Genomic DNA, 16,122 nt, shown 5'->3' with positions numbered 1-16,122 from the left:
CATGACTAGCGCGAGGCCACACCGGGCAGGATGCAGATCAGCTCATACAGCAAGTTGGCCCCGGTCAACGCGGTATTCCCCGACGGATCATAGGGCGGCGACACCTCAACCAGGTCGCAGCCGACGATGTTCAGCCCCTTCAGCGCATGGATCAGCTCCAGCGCCTGCGGCGTCGTCAGCCCGCCGATCTCGGGTGTGCCGGTGCCGGGCGCATAGGCCGGATCGAGGCTGTCGATGTCATAGGTGACATAGACCGGTCGATCACCGATCTCATCGCGGATCCGCGAGCCAAGGGGCGCAAGGCTCTGGTGCCACAATTCCCACGCCGGGAAATGGTTGAAGCCCCACCCCTGCACCTCGGTGAAATCGCTGGCTGCATATCCCGAACCGCGAATGCCTATCTGATAGGTCAACTCGGGCACGATCAGACCTTCCTCATATGCGCGGCGGAACACAGTGCCGTGGGTCTCGCGCTCGCCGAACATCTCGTCATTCACATCCGCATGGGCATCCACATGCACCAGCGCCACTGGCCCGTGCCTGGCGGCAATCGCGCGCAGGATCGGCAATGTGATCGAATGATCACCCCCCATCGCCACCGGTATCACGCCGCTGGCAAGGATGCCGTCATAGCTTGTCTTGATGATCTTCAGGCTCTCGGCCAGCGAAAACGTGTTGATCGCAAGATCCCCGATATCGGCGATCTGCAGACTGCCAAAGGGCGCAGCCCCGGTCGCCATATTATAGGGCCTGATCATCGCGCTTTCGGCCCGGATCTGTTTCGGTCCGAACCGAGTGCCCGACCGCCACGAGGTACCGATATCCATCGGCACCCCCAGCACTGCCACATCCAATCCCTCAGGCGATGCCACCTGCGGCAATCGCATGAAGGTATTTGGCCCGGAAAACCGCGCCAGATCGTTACCGCTGATCGGTTGGTTGAACGTGCTCATCTCAACTTGTTCCACCCCAGCAGGCAGATGATTTGCGTCGCGATATGCGCACCCGCAATCGCCGTCGCGCCCGAGGTGTCATATGGCGGCGAGACCTCGACCACATCCCCGCCCTTGATGTTGATCCCGGCAATGTCGCGCAGGATGATCTGCGCCTGTATCGAACTCAACCCGCCCCAGACCGGCGTACCGGTGCCGGGGGCATAGGCCGGGTCCAGCCCGTCGATATCGAAGCTCAGATAAACCGGATTGTCGCCCAGAATACCCTTGATCTTCTGTGCCACAGCCGCAGGTCCGGCCTCATAGACCTCGCGGGCATCGATGATATTGACGCCCAGCGTGTCCTCGTTGGTGGTGCGTATCCCCACCTGAACCGAGCGCGTGGGGTCCACGATCCCGGATTTCACCGCCTTGTAGAACATGGTGCCATGGTCCACCCGGTTCATGTCATCGTCGGCCCAGGTGTCGGTATGCGCATCGAATTGCAGCAATGACATCGGGCCAAATTTTTCCGCGTATGCATTTAGGATCGGAAAGCTGATATAGTGATCCCCCCCAAGCGCGACCGAGGCCACATCCGCCGCCAGAATGGTTCGGATATGATCGGTTAGAGTGTCGGGAAAGGCCGGGATATTGGCATAGTCATAAGCCATGTCGCCATAGTCCACGATGGCCAGCTCGCTCAGCGCATTGAACGGCCAGCCATAGGGTTCATCGGGCGATTGCAGCGAACTCGCCTCGCGAATGGCGCGCGGCCCCAGCCGTGTACCGGGCCGGTTGGTCACCGCCTGGTCGAACGGGATGCCTGTGACGGCAATATCGACCCCTTTCAGGTTCTTGGTGTAAAGCCGCCGCAGGAACGATGTCGCCCCGCCAAACGTGTTTTCAAAGGACAACCCCTTGAGTTCCGGATTGGTGAACGCTTCATCCACCTGAGTTTTTGAATCTTCCAGTGCCATTGATTGCTGGTCCTTGCCTTGGTTCCCGGCGGGATGGCGACGCACGAAAACGTCAAGCCACCGGCAGCGCCCTCTCCACGATCCTCGCAAAGAAAGACGCACCCACCGGCGCGATCTCGTCGTTGAAGTTGTATTTCGGATGATGCAGGCCTGCGCTGTCACCCTGCCCCAGGAACAGATACGCCCCAGGCCGAGCCTGAAGCATGTAGGAGAAATCCTCGGCCCCCATCTCACGCTCGCCATGCGATACTACGCGCCCGTAACCGGCAATCTCGCGCGCGATTTCAGCGGCAAACAATGTCTTGTCCTCATCGTTGATGGTCGCGGGGTAACCCACTTCATAGTCCAGCTCGGCCGCGACCCCATAGCTGACCGCCTGCCCCTGCACGATCTGCGCCATCCGCTCCATCACCATCTTCTGCACTTTCGGGTCAAAAGTCCGTACGGTGCCGTTGATATAGGCGGTCTCGGGGATCACGTTATCAACGGTGCCCGTGTGGATCTGTGTGACCGAAACCACCAGATCGTCCAGTGCATAATTGTTGCGACTCACGATCGTCTGTATCGCCTGAGCGATGCCGCAGGCCGCCATCACCGGGTCGCGGGTCTCGTGCGGCATCGCACCGTGCCCGCCCCTGCCCTTGACATGGATGTGAAAAGTGTCAACGGCCGCCATGATCGGGCCGGGTGTGGTATAGAATGACCCGACCTCGTTTCCGGGCGCGTTATGCAAAGCATAGACCTCGGAAATGTCGAACCGGTCCATGATGCCTTCATCGACCATCACACCCGCACCACCTCCCGCCTCTTCGGCTGGCTGAAAGATCAGTGCGGCACGACCTGAGAACCTGCGCGTCTCAGCCAGATAACGTGCGGCCCCCAAAAGCATAGCCGTGTGCCCGTCATGACCACAGGCATGCATCTTGCCGGAGGTTTTCGAGGCATAGTCCAGCCCTGTCTCCTCGATGATCGGCAGCGCATCCATATCGGCGCGCAGCCCAATGGTCGGCCCCGGCTCGGCCCCGTTGATGATTGCCACCACCCCGGTGCGCGCAATGCCTTCATGGATTTCGTCCACTCCAAACTCGCGCAAACGCTCGACCACGAACGCCGCCGTTTCATGGCAATCCAATCCCAGTTCCGGGTTGGCGTGCAGGTACCTGCGCCATTCGGCCATGTCAGCGGCAAACTCTGCAATACGGTTCACGACAGGCATAAAGGGTGGACTCCTGATCCAAGCTGCGAGATGGATGCATCTGACACTGGAACGAAGGGGTTCGCAATGGCTGATAATCCGCTGATCCATGACCCGGACGCCGGGATCGAACGGCTGGTCGAAATCATGCGCCGCCTGCGCGATCCCAAAACTGGTTGCCCGTGGGATATCGAGCAGGATTTCGCCACCATCGCCCCCTATACCATCGAAGAAGCCTATGAGGTCGCCGACGCCATCGAGCGCGAAGCCTGGGACGAGTTGAAAGGCGAATTGGGCGACCTGCTGTTCCAGTCGGTGTTTCATGCTCGCATGGCCGAAGAGGCCGGACATTTCAACTTTCAGGATGTGGTGCGCACCATGTCCGACAAGATGGTCGATCGCCACCCGCATGTCTTTGGCAACGAATCTCGTGACAAGTCCGCCGAAGAGCAGACCCGCGACTGGGAGGCGATCAAGGCCGCAGAGCGCGCAGGCAAGGAACAGAAAGGCGCGCTGGACGGCGTCGCCTCCAACCTGCCCGCCCTTTTGCGCGCCTACAAGCTGCAGAAACGCGCGGCCCGCGTCGGTTTCGACTGGCCCGACGCCAGCCACGTGCTGGCCAAGATCACCGAAGAGGCGGCCGAACTTGAAGAGGCCCGCGACAGCATGGATGCAGACGCGCTCGAGGACGAATTCGGCGATCTGCTGTTCGTGATGGTCAATCTGGGCCGTCATCTGGGCATCGAACCCGAAGCCGCCCTGCGCCGCACCAACGCCAAGTTCACCCGCCGCTTCGCGAAGGTCGAAGCGCGACTGGCCGAACGCGGCAAGACCCCGCAACAAAGCACGCTCATCGAGATGGACGCGCTCTGGGACGAGGTCAAACATGCCGAACACGCCGAAAACGGCAAACTCCCGCGGGCCGAACCCGCCCAGGAACGCCGCAAGGCATAAACCTGCTGGACAAGGCAGGCCCTGCTTGCGACTGTCCGGTTTTCCGAACCTCAGAGAGGCTTCATGACCCCGCGCAAGATCATCATCGACACCGATCCGGGCCAGGACGACGCCGTCGCCATCCTCTTGGCGCTGGCCAGCCCAGACGAGATCGATGTGCTTGGCCTCACCGCCGTTGCCGGGAACGTGCCGCTTTCGCTGACCGCCAAGAACGCCCGCATCATCTGCGAACTGGCAGGACAGCCCCAGGTTCCGGTCTATGCGGGCTGTGACCGGCCACTGAAACACACGCTGGTCACCGCCGAGCATGTGCATGGCAAGACCGGCCTCGACGGCCCCGACCTGCCCGACCCGAAAATGCCCTTGGTCGAAGGTCATGCCGTCGATTTCATCATCGATACCTTAAGAGCGCACGCGCCAGGGACCGTCACGCTTTGTCCGTTGGGTCCGCTTACAAATATCGCTACCGCCTTTGAAAAAGCCCCAGACATCGTGAATCGGGTACAGGAAATCGTGCTGATGGGGGGTGCCTATTTCGAGGTCGGCAACATCACCCCGGCGGCGGAATTCAACATTTACGTCGATCCCGAAGCAGCTGATATCGTTTTTAAATCCGGCGCTCCGATCGTCGTCATGCCACTTGATGTAACTCACAAGGCACTGGTCACCAAGCCACGCAACGACGCCTTCCGGGCGCTCTCCACCCCGGTCGGCATTGCCGTGGCCGAGATGACCGATTTCTTCGAACGGTTCGACAAGGAAAAATACGGCTCCTCCGGCGCGCCGCTGCACGATCCCTGCGTTACCGCCTGGCTGATCCGGCCCGAGCTGTTCACAGGCCGCTATATCAACGTCGAGATTGAAACCCAATCCGATCTGACCCGCGGCATGACCGTGGCCGACTGGTGGGGCGTGACCGACCGCGCGCCCAATGCCACCTTCATGGGCGATCTCGATGCCGAAGGCTTCTTTCACCTGCTCACCGAACGACTGGCCCGGTTATGACCGCAGCACTCCGCCTCGCCCGTCCCGATGACGTCGACCGGCTGATGGGGCTGGTCTCTGCCTTCCACGCCGAAATGGGCCTGCAAGGCGACGACAAAGACCGCCGCACTGCCCTGATGCCGCTGCTTCAGGGCATACCGCACGGTTGCGTCTACCTGATCGGCCCGACGCGCGCGCCACTGGGCTACATCATCATCACCTTCGGCTGGTCGGTCGAGTTTGGCGGCATGGACGGGTTCGTCGATGAGATCTATATCCGCCCCGCCGTGCGCGGACGCGGCATCGCTACCGAGGTGCTGCTGGAACTGCCCAAGGCGCTTGCCGCCGGTGGCCTCAGAGCCCTGCATCTCGAAGTCGACCGTCACGATGAAAAAGCCCAGGGGCTTTACCGCCGCACCGGCTTCACTCCGCGAGAAACCTACATGCTGATGAGCCGCAAGCTCTGACCGGTCCTCCCTCAGCGCCCGTAATAAGCGCTGCCAAAGTCCTCTCTCACCCAATCATTCGCCGACGCCTTTTCACCGGTCACCGGGTATGTATCCGGTTCGGTGCACGCCGACAGAACCGCCATTGCCATCACCGCAAGAACCAAAAACTGCCTGTTCAACGTCATTGCCTTCCCCTTCTGAAACTGAACCCCTGCGGGCTGGTCAAATCGCGCTGCCCGCTCAGCGCCCCCCGTAATAGGTGCAACAGGTATTGTAACTGCTTTCCCCTGTGCAGGCCGCCAGAACTCCCAGGGAGATCACTGTCAGAACAAGAGTTCCTTTTCTGAAAGACATCGTTTTCCCTTTCCAAGATCTGGCTCCATCAAAGCGGACCCTATTCGAAAAAGATGTAGCCTCGTTCACACATATTCAAGTTTTCGCGAGAAATCCGTGAACACTTCCAAGGAAATAGACCCTGCCTTGATGTCGCATCCCGCTCAAAGCTCTCGCCCAAAGAACATCAGGTGCTCCTCCAGATCCGCGTCCGGGGTATAGAATGGCTCCACTTCCACAAAATCCAGCTTACGATAAAGGGCAATCGCCTCGGTCAGCCGCGTGGTCGTGTCCAGCACCATCCGCACATAGCCATCCTCGCGCGCCTGATTCATCGCCGCTTCGAACAAGGCCAGACCCGCACCGTGACCGCGCGCCACGTCCGATACGTACACCCTCTTTATCTCGCAGACTCCTGCCCCGACCGCATGCGTCATCGCGCATCCCACGACACGGTCCTGCAACCGTGCCACGAACAGCGCCCCCTTTGGGCGTGCATGCAGTTCAGGCAGCCGCCGCAACAGGTTCTCGAAGGTCTGTTCGTTACAGTATCGATCCAGAAAGGCCGGCACATCCGACCAGCGTTCGTCAAGCAGCGTACGATAGTCTCGGCAAAGCAGCCGGATCGCGGCCAGATCCCGGTCGCCCTCCGCCAGCGATACCGACAAAACCCGCCTATCCATGCACCCGCACCTGTTCGGCCAGATCGATGAAATCGGCCGCCACGATGTCCCAGTCGTTGTCAGGCTCCAGGTCGGTGACCTGTCCCACCCCATGCTCGGTCGGGCGCGGCACGAACCCGGTCAACAGTCCCGCTGTCCGGGCCGCATGCAGATCGCTGTTATGTGCCGCCACCATCATTACCCGTTCGGGCGGCAGTCGCAGCGCGGAGCAACTCTTCAGATAGACCTCCGCCTTGGGTTTGTAGTCCCGCGCCAGATCGGCCCCCAGAATACAATCCCACGGCAACCCGGCATAGCGTGCCAACCGCGTCATCAGCGCAATCGAGCCGTTGGAACAAGGCGCGATTATCCGGTCCCGCTGCAACAGCTGAAGCCCCTCAACCACATCCGGCCAAGGGTCGAGCCTTTCCCACGCCGCGTTCAGCGCCAGCGGCTTCACCAAATGGACCCCCATCGCACCACACACGCGCATCAGATTTTCCAGATGCAGGTCGTCCAGCGGTACATATCCCCGAGCGCCTCGCCGAACTCGGGCCATCGCTGAATCATATTCCGCCCGCCACGCCGTCGCGAACGCTGCGGCGTCCACCTGCGGCACATGCTCGGCCACCTCGCGCGCGACCGACTTGCGCCAGTCCACGCACGTGCCGAATACGTCAAAGATCAATGCCTGAATCATGATCGGGCCATCCCTATCGAACGACCCGGCCAGAGTACCCTGAAATGAACGGCTGGCCAGAACTTTCCAGCCGATCCAAGCGCCTCAGCGCAGAATCGACCGCCCAGCGTATTCAGCCACCTCGCCCAGGCTTTCCTCAATCCGGATAAGCTGGTTGTACTTGGCCAGCCGGTCCGATCGCGCCAGCGAACCGGTCTTGATCTGGCCGCAGTTTGTGGCGACAGCCAGATCTGCAATGGTGGCGTCCTCGGTCTCGCCCGAACGGTGGCTCATCACGTTGGTGTACCGTGCGCGATGCGCCATATCGACCGCTTTCAGCGTCTCGGTCAGCGACCCGATCTGGTTCACCTTCACCAGCATCGAATTGGCGCAGCCCTTCGCGATCCCTTCGGCCAGGCGCGCCGGATTGGTCACGAACAGATCGTCCCCCACCAGCTGCACCTTGCCGCCCAATTCGTCGGTCAGTGCCTTCCAACCATCCCAGTCATCCTCCGACATCCCGTCCTCGATCGAAATAATCGGATAGTCCTGCACCAAGGCCGCCAGATAGGCCACGTTCTCCTCGCTCGACAGGGTCTTGCCTTCACCCGACAGCACGTATTTTCCATCCTTGAAATACTCGGTCGCGGCACAATCCAGCGCCAGATAGATTTCCTCGCCGGGCTTGTACCCGGCCTTTTCAATGGACTTGAGAATGAAATCCAGCGCCTCGCGGGTCGAAGCGATATTGGGGGCAAATCCTCCTTCGTCGCCTACGCCAGTCGCCAGCCCGGCGGTCGACAACTCTTTCTTCAACGTGTGGAATACTTCCGATCCCATGCGTACAGCGTCACGGATATTGCCCGCGCTCACCGGCATGATCATGAATTCCTGAATGTCGATAGGGTTGTCGGCATGCTCGCCGCCATTGATGATATTCATCATCGGCACCGGCAGAACGCGGGCCGATGAGCCGCCCACATAGCGGTAAAGCGGCTGGGTGGTGAAATCGGCGGCCGCCTTCGCCACCGCAAGCGAAACACCCAAAATCGCATTGGCGCCCAGACGGCCCTTGTTCTCGGTACCGTCCAGCTCAATCATCGCACTGTCGATCGCCACCTGTTCGGTGGCATCAAAGCCGACCAGTTCCTCGGCAATCTCGCCATTGACGGCCGCGACTGCCTCCAGCACGCCCTTGCCCAAGTAACGTGCCTTGTCGCCATCACGCTTTTCCACCGCTTCATAAGCTCCGGTCGACGCGCCCGAAGGCACGGCGGCGCGGCCCATGGTGCCGTCTTCCAGGATCACGTCCACCTCAACGGTTGGATTGCCCCGGCTGTCGAGAATTTCGCGCGCGTGAATATCGATGATGGTGCTCATGAAATCGGTTCCTGACGATGGCTAGAGTTGTCAGCGTCATAGCACTGCCGGGCAGATTGTAAACCGCCTCCGTTATCGCTAACGCTCCAATTTCCCGTGGTTTAGGGCTAACATTTCACTGTTTGCGCCAACATCTTCAGGAGCGTTCCGGATCTGAGACAGCAAGCCGCAGTTCAGACCGCCGCCAATGCCATTTTGCGTGCCAGTTTGCGTTCGCGGAAAAAAGTATAAAGCCCGGACAGGATGATCAGAGACGCCCCGGCCAGCGTCCAGGCATCAGGCTGCTCTCCGAACACCAGCATGCCTGCCAGAATGGAGAATACCAGCCGGGTGTACCGAAACGGCGTGACTGCCGAGGCCTCTCCGATCCTCATTGCGCTGACGATGCCATAATAGCCCAGCACCCCAAAGACGACGGCGCCGAAATACGGCCCGATCTGCACGCTCTCCAACGGCGCCACGGACTGCCCCGAGAACAGCATCAGCGCCACACCAGCAAAGATCAGCCCCAAATAAGCCTGAGAAGCTACCACGACCGAGGGCACCTTCGCATCGATCACCCGTGTAATCAGATCACGCGCGGCAATGGCGACGACAGTGGCCACGACAAACAGGGATTCGGGCTCGAACCCCTCGAAACCGGGGCGGATGATCATCAGCACGCCGATAAGTCCGACAAAAATAGCAGACCAGCGACGCCAGCCCACCTGCTCGCCCATGAATAATGCCGCACCCATCGTAATCGTCAGTGGCAGGGCCTGGAAAACTGCCGCCACCGTCGACAGGTCGACCAGCGACAAGGCGGTGATGAAGAATAATGCCCCCACCGCTTCCGAGGCCGCCCGAACAAGTGGAAGAGGCGCCCAGGCCTCGCGCAGAAACACCCTTTTGCGCCCCACGAACGCCATAACCAGAAAGGCAGTCGAACAAAAGACACCCAACACGATCATGATCTGCCCAGTCGGCACCGCGCCCGACAACTGCTTGATGAACATGTCCTCAAGCGTAAAAAAGGCCATCGAGGCCACGACCAGCAAGATGCCGTTGACGTTGTTCATGCGCGTTCCCTGAAAGCCGGGCGACCAACCTGCCCGGTGACACCGCCACCCAAACCCCAAGATCGCTATCCCGGCAAGCAAAATCCCGGCGCGCGCCATCAAAAGACGTGACGCACACCATCGCAATCCGTGATGCGCACCTGCTTCTTTCTGGTTTGAAATACCCTGGGGTGAATTGCCGCAGGGCAAGAGGGGGGGCAGCGCCCTTCGCCGTCAGGATTTCTTGACCGGCACCCCGTATAGTTCCAGCTTGTGCCCCTTGAGCCTGTACCCCAGCCGGGCCGCGATCTTTTCCTGCAGCACCTCGATCTCGGGATCGACGAACTCGATCACCTCACCCGAATTCAGGTCGATCAGATGATCATGATGGTCACGCTCGGCATCCTCGTACCTCGCCCGTCCATCGCCGAATTCCAGCCGATCCAGAATTCCGGACTCCTCGAACAGCTTTACAGTGCGATAGACCGTGGCGATCGAGATCCCCGAGTCAAGCGCCGAGGCGCGGGCGTAAAGCTCTTCCACATCCGGATGATCGTCGCTGTCCTCCAGCACTCGGGCAATGATCCGGCGCTGGCCGGTCATACGCAGGCCCTTGGCCTCGCATCGGGCGATGATCGTGTCCGACATTACCAGTCCCCATCGGTCTTTGGAGTTCCGTCATAATACGTTCGCGCCCGTACTGCCACCGGGTTTTGCGGCACACCGGCGCAGGAAGACGTCAACATTGGTTGCCTAGCCTGATCAGTTTGACCACAAGGCCTGCCGTCAAGATGGATCCGGCACACCGGCTGTCGCGCCGTGATTGAAAAGTACGAACTCCAATTACGAGCCTGCGTCGACTAGGATTCTGAACTTTGACAAGGAACCTTTCGAAAGTCTCCACACAACGAATATGAAAGCACGCTCAAATGCGCGCAAACACTGATAATGTCACAAGAAGAGTTGTTTGAACTTGGTGATTTCAACCGTCAGGAGGGCGACATGAAGGAACGCGATCTTCGGCATTTGCGCGAGACAATCCGGATAGCAAAGCAAAGCCGCGCTTCAGGCAATCATCCGTTCGGCGCAACATTGGTCGACCCGCACGGTGAAATCCTCATCCGCTCCGGCAACAGCTATGGGGATGACAAGGGGGTCGGGCACGCCGAATTGAATGTCGCACGCAAAGCGAGCCGTCAATACGATCCGGAATTCCTTGAAAAATGCACATTATACACATCGGTCGAACCTTGCTGCATGTGCGCCGGGGCCTGTTATTGGGCAGGGATTGGCACAGTCGTCTATGGCATGACCGAAAAGCGTCTGGCGGTATTGACTGGCAACAATCCCGAAAACCTGACGTTGGACTTGCCCTGCGAGGCGGTATTCACCGCGGGCCAGCGCCTTGTGGAAACCCGTGGCCCCTACTCCGAAATCGAGGACGAGGTTGCCGAAGGGCACAAGGGTTTCTGGTAGCATGAGCGGAGCTTCGGAAACGGCAAGAATACCCGGGAAACCAATGGGCCATTCCAACCAGAGATGGGTCCACACGATCCAACGCTGACGAACTTCACGCATTCAGCCTTGACGATCACGTCAGAATCTCCGGAGACCGGCGGATTCAAGACGACCCTGGGCGCGCAACACCCAGATCCGCCCAGACCGGCAAATGGTCCGAAGCGATGTGCGCGGGCCGGTCGGAACAGACCCCGTGCGCCCTTGCCTCCAGCCCCGGACCCAGCGCGATCCGGTCCAGCGCCCCCAGCGGCTGCGCGGCCGGGAAGCTTGGTATAGGTGGCAGAAAGCGCATGTCCGGAACCAGATGATCTAGTACCGGGTGGCGCGACCATTCGTTGAAATCGCCCGCCCAGACAGTCGGCATCGCCTCCAGCCTGTGGCTGTCCTGGCGCATGTGTACCACCTGCCGGTGCCGCCATCGCGACATCAGACCCAGATGCATGCCAAGCACCCTCAAAGGGCCAATCGAGGTCTCGAACTCCACCCGCACCGCGCCGCGCGGCTCCAGACCCGGCAGATCGTGATGGCCGGTCCGATGCACGGTGATACCCGCGCCGCGCCAGATCACCGCATTTCCATGCCATCCCAGGCTGCCCGCGCCGCCCAGATCGGCTACCTGCCAACCGGCCTCTTCCAGCATGAAATGCGGCAGCGCGGCGGGACGAGGTGGTAGGCGCTTGTCGGCCTCCTGCAACACCACGATATCGGCCCCCAGCCTGTCCAGCACCTTAAGGATGCGCTGCGGCTGGCGGCGCAGATCGAGGCCCACACATTTCTGGATGTTGTAACTCGCAATGCGAAGGGTCGCGGTTTTGGTCATTGTCTCTCGGACCGGCAGAATGCCCTGAGCATCGCCGCCGTCACCGCAATGCGCAACCCCACCCCGCATGTCAGGTTCCGCAGAACGTCGCATGCACTACTTCGCTCTCGGTCGGCGGACGGGTGAGGTCCCGGTTCTCGGGCTGATCCTGATAAGGGCGCGATAACACATCGTTCAGGCGATGGAACGGCGCGCAATCACCCCGCACCGCCGCTTCGATCATCTGCTCGATCCGGTGGTTGCGCGGAATGAAGGCCGGATTGGCCTCCACCAACCGATTCGCCACGCCTTCCTCTCTCTCTACGCGCGCGCCCCATGTCTTGATCCAGGTGTCATAGGCCGTCGGATCGGCGAACTGGTCCCGCGCCACAGTAGTCCCCAACGCCCGGAATGTATTTGTGAAATCCGCCTGGTTCTGTGCCATCCTTGTCAGCAGATCTCCGATCAGTTCCATATCCCCTGCCTCTTCCGTCGCAAGCCCAACCTTGGCACGGAACAGCCGCAGCCAGTTTCCCTCGATCGCCCCAGGCATATCGTGGACGATCTCCGTCGCCTCCTCCACCGCCACCTCCCGGTCCTCCATCTGCTGTATCAACGCGGTGGCAAGTTGCGCCATGTTCCATACGGCGATATCGGGCTGATTGGCATAGGCATAGCGCCCTGTCCGATCGATCGAACTGTAAACCGTGTTGGGATGATAGCTGTCCATGAACGCGCAGGGACCATAGTCTATGGTTTCCCCGGCGATCGAGCAATTATCGGTGTTCATCACCCCGTGAATGAACCCTACGCTCATCCATTGTGCGATCAACCGCGCCTGCGCGTCCCGAACAGCGCGCAGCAATCCCATCGGCCCCTCTACCTGAGGGTAATGCCGTGCAATGGTATAATCGGTTAGCCGCCTCAAACCGTTGATATCGCCACGCGCGGCAAACACCTGAAACGTCCCCACGCGAAGGTGGCTCCGTGCCACCCGCGTCAACACTGCGCCGGGCATCGGCCCTTCGCGCAGCACCACCTCTCCGGTCTCGACCGCAGCCAACGCCCGCGTGGTCGCAATGCCCAGGTTGTGCATCGCCTCGGACACTACGTATTCGCGCAGCACCGGCCCCAGCCACGCCCGCCCGTCGCCCTGCCGCGAAAACGGCGTTCGGCCCGATCCCTTCAGCTGAATGTCACGGCGCACCCCGTCGGCTCCGACCGTCTCACCCAGCAACAAGGCGCGCCCGTCGCCCAGTTGCGGATTGTAATGCCCGAACTGATGCCCGGAATAGAGCTGCGCCAGCGGCTCTGCCCCTTCGGGCAGAACGTTGCCGGCAAAGGCCTGCGCCATTTCGTCGACCTCACCAGGCACAATGCCCATGATCCGCGCCAGATCTTCGTTGAAAGCAATCAACCGTGGCGCGCGCACCCGTTGCGGCGCCAGCCGCGCATAAAAACTGCCAGGCAAACGGGCATAGGTGTTGTCGAAGGGGATCGTCAGGGTCATGGCCCGAACATATGCTTCGCGCACGGAATTGCCATAGCCTCAGCGATCAACCCCCGGCATAATCGCGCAAAATACCACGGAGTCTCAATGACCGCGCACGAGATCATCGACCGCCTGAACCTGCAACGCCATCCCGAGGGCGGCTGGTTCCGCGAAACCTGGCGCGCCGGAAATCCCGGCCGCGCAACTGGCACCTGCATCTACTTTCTGCTCCAGGTCGGCGAACGCAGCCACTGGCACAAGGTCGACGCGACGGAAATCTGGCTCTACCACGCGGGTGCACCGCTGACCCTGTCTGTAAGCGCCACCGAAACAGGCCCCGCTACCGACCACCTGCTGACCCCTGACCTGACAAACGGAGCACCGCAACTGATCGTACCCGAAAACCACTGGCAGGCAGCCCGCAGCACTGGCGATTTCACACTGGTCAGTTGCACCGTTTCACCCGGCTTTGAATTCAGCGGCTTCGAACTCGCCGCACCCGGTTTCGACATCCCGTCAAATTGAGCGCCTTTGGCGCGCTTTTATTCTTATATTTATGAGGGACGCAGTCCCTCAAACTCCCCGGGGTTTTTTACCCGAAGGGCAAGAGGGGCAGCGCCCTTGGCGAAATGACGTACTTGACCGAGCCCTCCGCATTGCGACTATGAGCCATGGACCATAGCGACCTGATCTCTTCCCTTCCCGCCGAAACCAAAGCGGCGCTGCAGCAACGCTCGGACCGGGCCGGGTTGAGGCATCTGGCGCTCTATCTTACGGCTCTGGCTGTGACGACGGCAGGTATATTCTTGCAGGTTCCGCTTTGGCCGTTGCTGATTCTTCCGCAGGGCCTGTTGCTGGTGTTTCTCTTCACGCTCAGCCACGAATGCACCCACAAAACGCCATTTCGCACCGATTGGATGAACGAGGCGGTTGGGCATGCGGCGGGATTGCTCATCGCCTTGCCCTTCACCTGGTTTCGCTATTTTCATCTGGCCCATCATAAATGGACCAACGATCCCGACCGGGATCCGGAACTGGCTGGCAGACCACGGCCCCGTAGCCGCGGCAGCCTAATCGTCTATCTCAGCGGCTGGTTTTATTGGACGGGCATGGCCAAAGTGCTGGTGCAGAACGCCATCGGCCGGATCGACGCGCCCTATTTGCCGCAACGCCGACACCCGGCAATGCGGCACGAGGCGCAGGGTCTACTGGTGCTCTATGCGCTGGCAGCGCTCAGCCTTCTGACCTCTCCTGTGCTCCTGTGGCTCTGGGTTCTGCCGGTTCTGGTGGGTCAACCGTTTTTGCGCGCCTACCTGCTGGCCGAACACGGGCTATGCCCGGCCGTCTCCAACATGCTGGAAAACTCGCGCACCACTTTCACCAACCGGATCGTTCGGTTCCTGGCCTGGAACATGCCCTATCATGCCGAGCACCATGCCTTTCCGAATGTGCCGTTTCACCAGTTGCCCGCCTTTCACACCTTCACGCGGACACATCTGACTTCGACCTCGCACGGGTACGGAGAGTTCACTTCCGACTACCTCAGTGCTCTGGAACGCTGACAATCCCGCCCCCCACCAGCGCCTTGACACCGGTCGTGCCCGGACAGGAGGTCGGCAGCCCCCGCGCCACACGCACCGCCAGATAGGCAAAAGCCTGCGCCTCGAGCATGTCGCCATTCAGCCCCACCGCCTCAACCGGTTCAACCGGGCAATCTATCGACACTCGCAGCATCTGCATCAATACCGGGTTGTGCCGCCCGCCGCCGGTGACCAGAACGCGCGCCGGCGGTTTCGGGCAATGGTCCATCCCCTGCGCCACGCTCGCCGCACACAACGCCGTCAGTGTTGCCACCGCATCAGCGTCGGCCAGGGGGTCGACCAGCGCCGCCATCCGAGCGAAATCGTTGCGATCAAGCGACTTGGGTGGAATGCGGGCAAAGAAGGGCTCGGCCAGGGCCCGCTCCAGAATGCCTTCTTCGACCGTCCCTTTGCACGCTACCGCGCCATCGCGGTCCATTGCCAGACCGAATCGCGCCTGCATCAGGTCATCAACCGGCGCATTTGCGGGCCCGGTATCAAAGGCCAACAGCGCGCCCTTCTCCTCGGGTCGGGCAAAGGACGGGTCCACATAGGTCAGGTTGCCGACCCCGCCGAGATTGAGAAAACACAAGGGCTGGCCAGCGTCGAACCATTTGGCGCAGGCGAAATGAAAGAACGGCGCCAGCGGCGCGCCCTCGCCACCCATCGCCACATCGTCCGAGCGGAAATCCCACACCACCGGCACTCCCAGTCTTTCGGCAAGCGCAGCTCCGTCACCCACCTGCAAGGTGCCCTTGCCCTGCGGATCATGCACCAGTGTCTGGCCGTGAAACCCCACCAGAGCGACATCTGCGAACCCGGCCAACGCCTCGGCATGCAGCAAAGTCACCAGCATTTCCGCCGCCTCGACATCGTCGCCCTTCCACTGACCCATCGCGGCGCGCAAAACGACGCGTTCGTCCGGGGTATAGGCCCTGTATCCGCTTCGCCCGAACGCTTTGATCTGGTGCCCGTCGGTTTCGACCACGGCCACGTCGATCCCGTCCATCGACGTTCCCGACATCGCCCCCAGCGCCCGCACCGGCCCTGTCTTGCTGATGGCCCTGCTCATGGCCTTTTCCTTTCGATTGACGAAGCCCCGAATACGCACGCATTTTGCCCCGAAAACCGGTTTCCACTTTCCGGAT

General features: G+C 60.8%; 18 protein-coding genes. 6 read left to right on the top strand and 12 right to left on the bottom strand.

The window, feature by feature from the left end; translation table 11 throughout:
- Nucleotides 1-5: 5 nt before the first annotated feature.
- The 3 genes from speB (AC2FLX_RS12675) to AC2FLX_RS12665 are packed head-to-tail and all read right to left on the bottom strand — an operon-like array spanning nucleotide 6 to nucleotide 3,128.
- Nucleotides 6-953, bottom strand: a complete 948-nt coding sequence (gene speB, locus AC2FLX_RS12675; protein ID WP_496744393.1) for an agmatinase — start codon at nucleotides 951-953, stop codon at nucleotides 6-8.
- Nucleotides 950-1,912, bottom strand: a complete 963-nt coding sequence (speB, locus tag AC2FLX_RS12670) for an agmatinase (protein ID WP_480750512.1) — start codon at nucleotides 1,910-1,912, stop codon at nucleotides 950-952. The genes speB (AC2FLX_RS12675) and speB (AC2FLX_RS12670) overlap by 4 nt, the downstream gene beginning before the upstream one ends.
- A 52-nt stretch (nucleotides 1,913-1,964) precedes the next feature.
- Complete coding sequence (locus tag AC2FLX_RS12665) at nucleotides 1,965-3,128, bottom strand: M20 aminoacylase family protein (protein ID WP_496810120.1); 1,164 nt, start codon at nucleotides 3,126-3,128, stop codon at nucleotides 1,965-1,967.
- A 66-nt stretch (nucleotides 3,129-3,194) separates the two neighbouring features.
- Here AC2FLX_RS12665 and mazG point away from each other — a divergent pair, with 66 nt between their 5' ends.
- From mazG to AC2FLX_RS12650, 3 genes are all read left to right on the top strand, one after another.
- Nucleotides 3,195-4,061: a nucleoside triphosphate pyrophosphohydrolase gene (gene mazG / locus AC2FLX_RS12660; protein ID WP_496810121.1), complete on the top strand. Its 867-nt coding sequence runs from the start codon at nucleotides 3,195-3,197 to the stop codon at nucleotides 4,059-4,061.
- Nucleotides 4,062-4,124: 63 nt separating this feature from the next.
- On the top strand, nucleotides 4,125-5,066 hold the full coding sequence (locus AC2FLX_RS12655) for a nucleoside hydrolase (RefSeq protein WP_496810122.1): 942 nt from the start codon (nucleotides 4,125-4,127) through the stop codon (nucleotides 5,064-5,066).
- The gene (locus AC2FLX_RS12650; RefSeq protein WP_496810123.1) at nucleotides 5,063-5,512 is read left to right on the top strand and encodes a GNAT family N-acetyltransferase; all 450 of its coding nucleotides are present in this window, start codon (nucleotides 5,063-5,065) and stop codon (nucleotides 5,510-5,512) included. The genes AC2FLX_RS12655 and AC2FLX_RS12650 overlap by 4 nt, the downstream gene beginning before the upstream one ends.
- 11 nt (nucleotides 5,513-5,523) lie before the next feature.
- On the opposite strand, the gene AC2FLX_RS12645 is transcribed toward AC2FLX_RS12650, so the two are convergent.
- From AC2FLX_RS12645 to AC2FLX_RS12620, 6 genes are all read right to left on the bottom strand, one after another.
- Nucleotides 5,524-5,679 carry a hypothetical protein gene (locus tag AC2FLX_RS12645; RefSeq protein ID WP_480750507.1) on the bottom strand — a complete coding sequence of 52 codons (156 nt, stop codon included), beginning with the start codon at nucleotides 5,677-5,679 and terminating at the stop codon, nucleotides 5,524-5,526.
- Nucleotides 5,680-5,991: 312 nt separating this feature from the next.
- Nucleotides 5,992-6,510 carry a GNAT family N-acetyltransferase gene (locus tag AC2FLX_RS12640; protein WP_496810124.1) on the bottom strand — a complete coding sequence of 173 codons (519 nt, stop codon included), beginning with the start codon at nucleotides 6,508-6,510 and terminating at the stop codon, nucleotides 5,992-5,994.
- Complete coding sequence (locus AC2FLX_RS12635) at nucleotides 6,503-7,189, bottom strand: haloacid dehalogenase type II (RefSeq protein ID WP_496810125.1); 687 nt, start codon at nucleotides 7,187-7,189, stop codon at nucleotides 6,503-6,505. The genes AC2FLX_RS12640 and AC2FLX_RS12635 overlap by 8 nt, the downstream gene beginning before the upstream one ends.
- Nucleotides 7,190-7,273: 84 nt before the next feature.
- Nucleotides 7,274-8,548, bottom strand: coding sequence for a phosphopyruvate hydratase (gene eno / locus AC2FLX_RS12630; protein ID WP_496744409.1), 1,275 nt, complete (start codon nucleotides 8,546-8,548; stop codon nucleotides 7,274-7,276).
- Between the two features lie 173 nt (nucleotides 8,549-8,721).
- Entirely contained in the window at nucleotides 8,722-9,606 is an 885-nt protein-coding gene (locus AC2FLX_RS12625; protein ID WP_496810126.1) for a DMT family transporter, read from the bottom strand.
- A gap of 213 nt (nucleotides 9,607-9,819) precedes the next feature.
- Entirely contained in the window at nucleotides 9,820-10,233 is a 414-nt protein-coding gene (locus AC2FLX_RS12620; protein ID WP_480750502.1) for a Fur family transcriptional regulator, read from the bottom strand.
- Nucleotides 10,234-10,587: 354 nt separating this feature from the next.
- Between AC2FLX_RS12620 and AC2FLX_RS12615 the strand changes: the two genes are divergently transcribed.
- Nucleotides 10,588-11,061 (top strand): nucleoside deaminase, encoded by a 474-nt coding sequence (locus AC2FLX_RS12615; protein WP_496810127.1) that lies wholly within the window; start codon nucleotides 10,588-10,590, stop codon nucleotides 11,059-11,061.
- A 145-nt stretch (nucleotides 11,062-11,206) separates the two neighbouring features.
- Here AC2FLX_RS12615 and AC2FLX_RS12610 read toward each other — a convergent pair whose 3' ends face one another.
- Both AC2FLX_RS12610 and AC2FLX_RS12605 read right to left on the bottom strand, forming a co-directional pair.
- Entirely contained in the window at nucleotides 11,207-11,923 is a 717-nt protein-coding gene (locus tag AC2FLX_RS12610; RefSeq protein ID WP_480750594.1) for an endonuclease/exonuclease/phosphatase family protein, read from the bottom strand.
- Between the two features lie 70 nt (nucleotides 11,924-11,993).
- Complete coding sequence (locus AC2FLX_RS12605) at nucleotides 11,994-13,412, bottom strand: protein adenylyltransferase SelO (RefSeq protein ID WP_480750500.1); 1,419 nt, start codon at nucleotides 13,410-13,412, stop codon at nucleotides 11,994-11,996.
- An 87-nt stretch (nucleotides 13,413-13,499) separates the two neighbouring features.
- Between AC2FLX_RS12605 and AC2FLX_RS12600 the strand changes: the two genes are divergently transcribed.
- Both AC2FLX_RS12600 and AC2FLX_RS12595 read left to right on the top strand, forming a co-directional pair.
- Entirely contained in the window at nucleotides 13,500-13,919 is a 420-nt protein-coding gene (locus AC2FLX_RS12600) for a cupin domain-containing protein (protein WP_480750499.1), read from the top strand.
- 146 nt (nucleotides 13,920-14,065) lie between these two features.
- Nucleotides 14,066-14,956 (top strand): fatty acid desaturase, encoded by an 891-nt coding sequence (locus AC2FLX_RS12595; RefSeq protein ID WP_496744414.1) that lies wholly within the window; start codon nucleotides 14,066-14,068, stop codon nucleotides 14,954-14,956.
- Here AC2FLX_RS12595 and AC2FLX_RS12590 read toward each other — a convergent pair.
- Nucleotides 14,937-16,046, bottom strand: a complete 1,110-nt coding sequence (locus AC2FLX_RS12590; RefSeq protein ID WP_496875439.1) for an anhydro-N-acetylmuramic acid kinase — start codon at nucleotides 16,044-16,046, stop codon at nucleotides 14,937-14,939. The genes AC2FLX_RS12595 and AC2FLX_RS12590 overlap by 20 nt on opposite strands.
- Nucleotides 16,047-16,122 lie beyond the last annotated feature (76 nt).

The organism is Ruegeria sp. YKSF57 (assembly GCF_059612585.1).
This window is presented reverse-complemented; position numbering and strand designations above follow the sequence as displayed.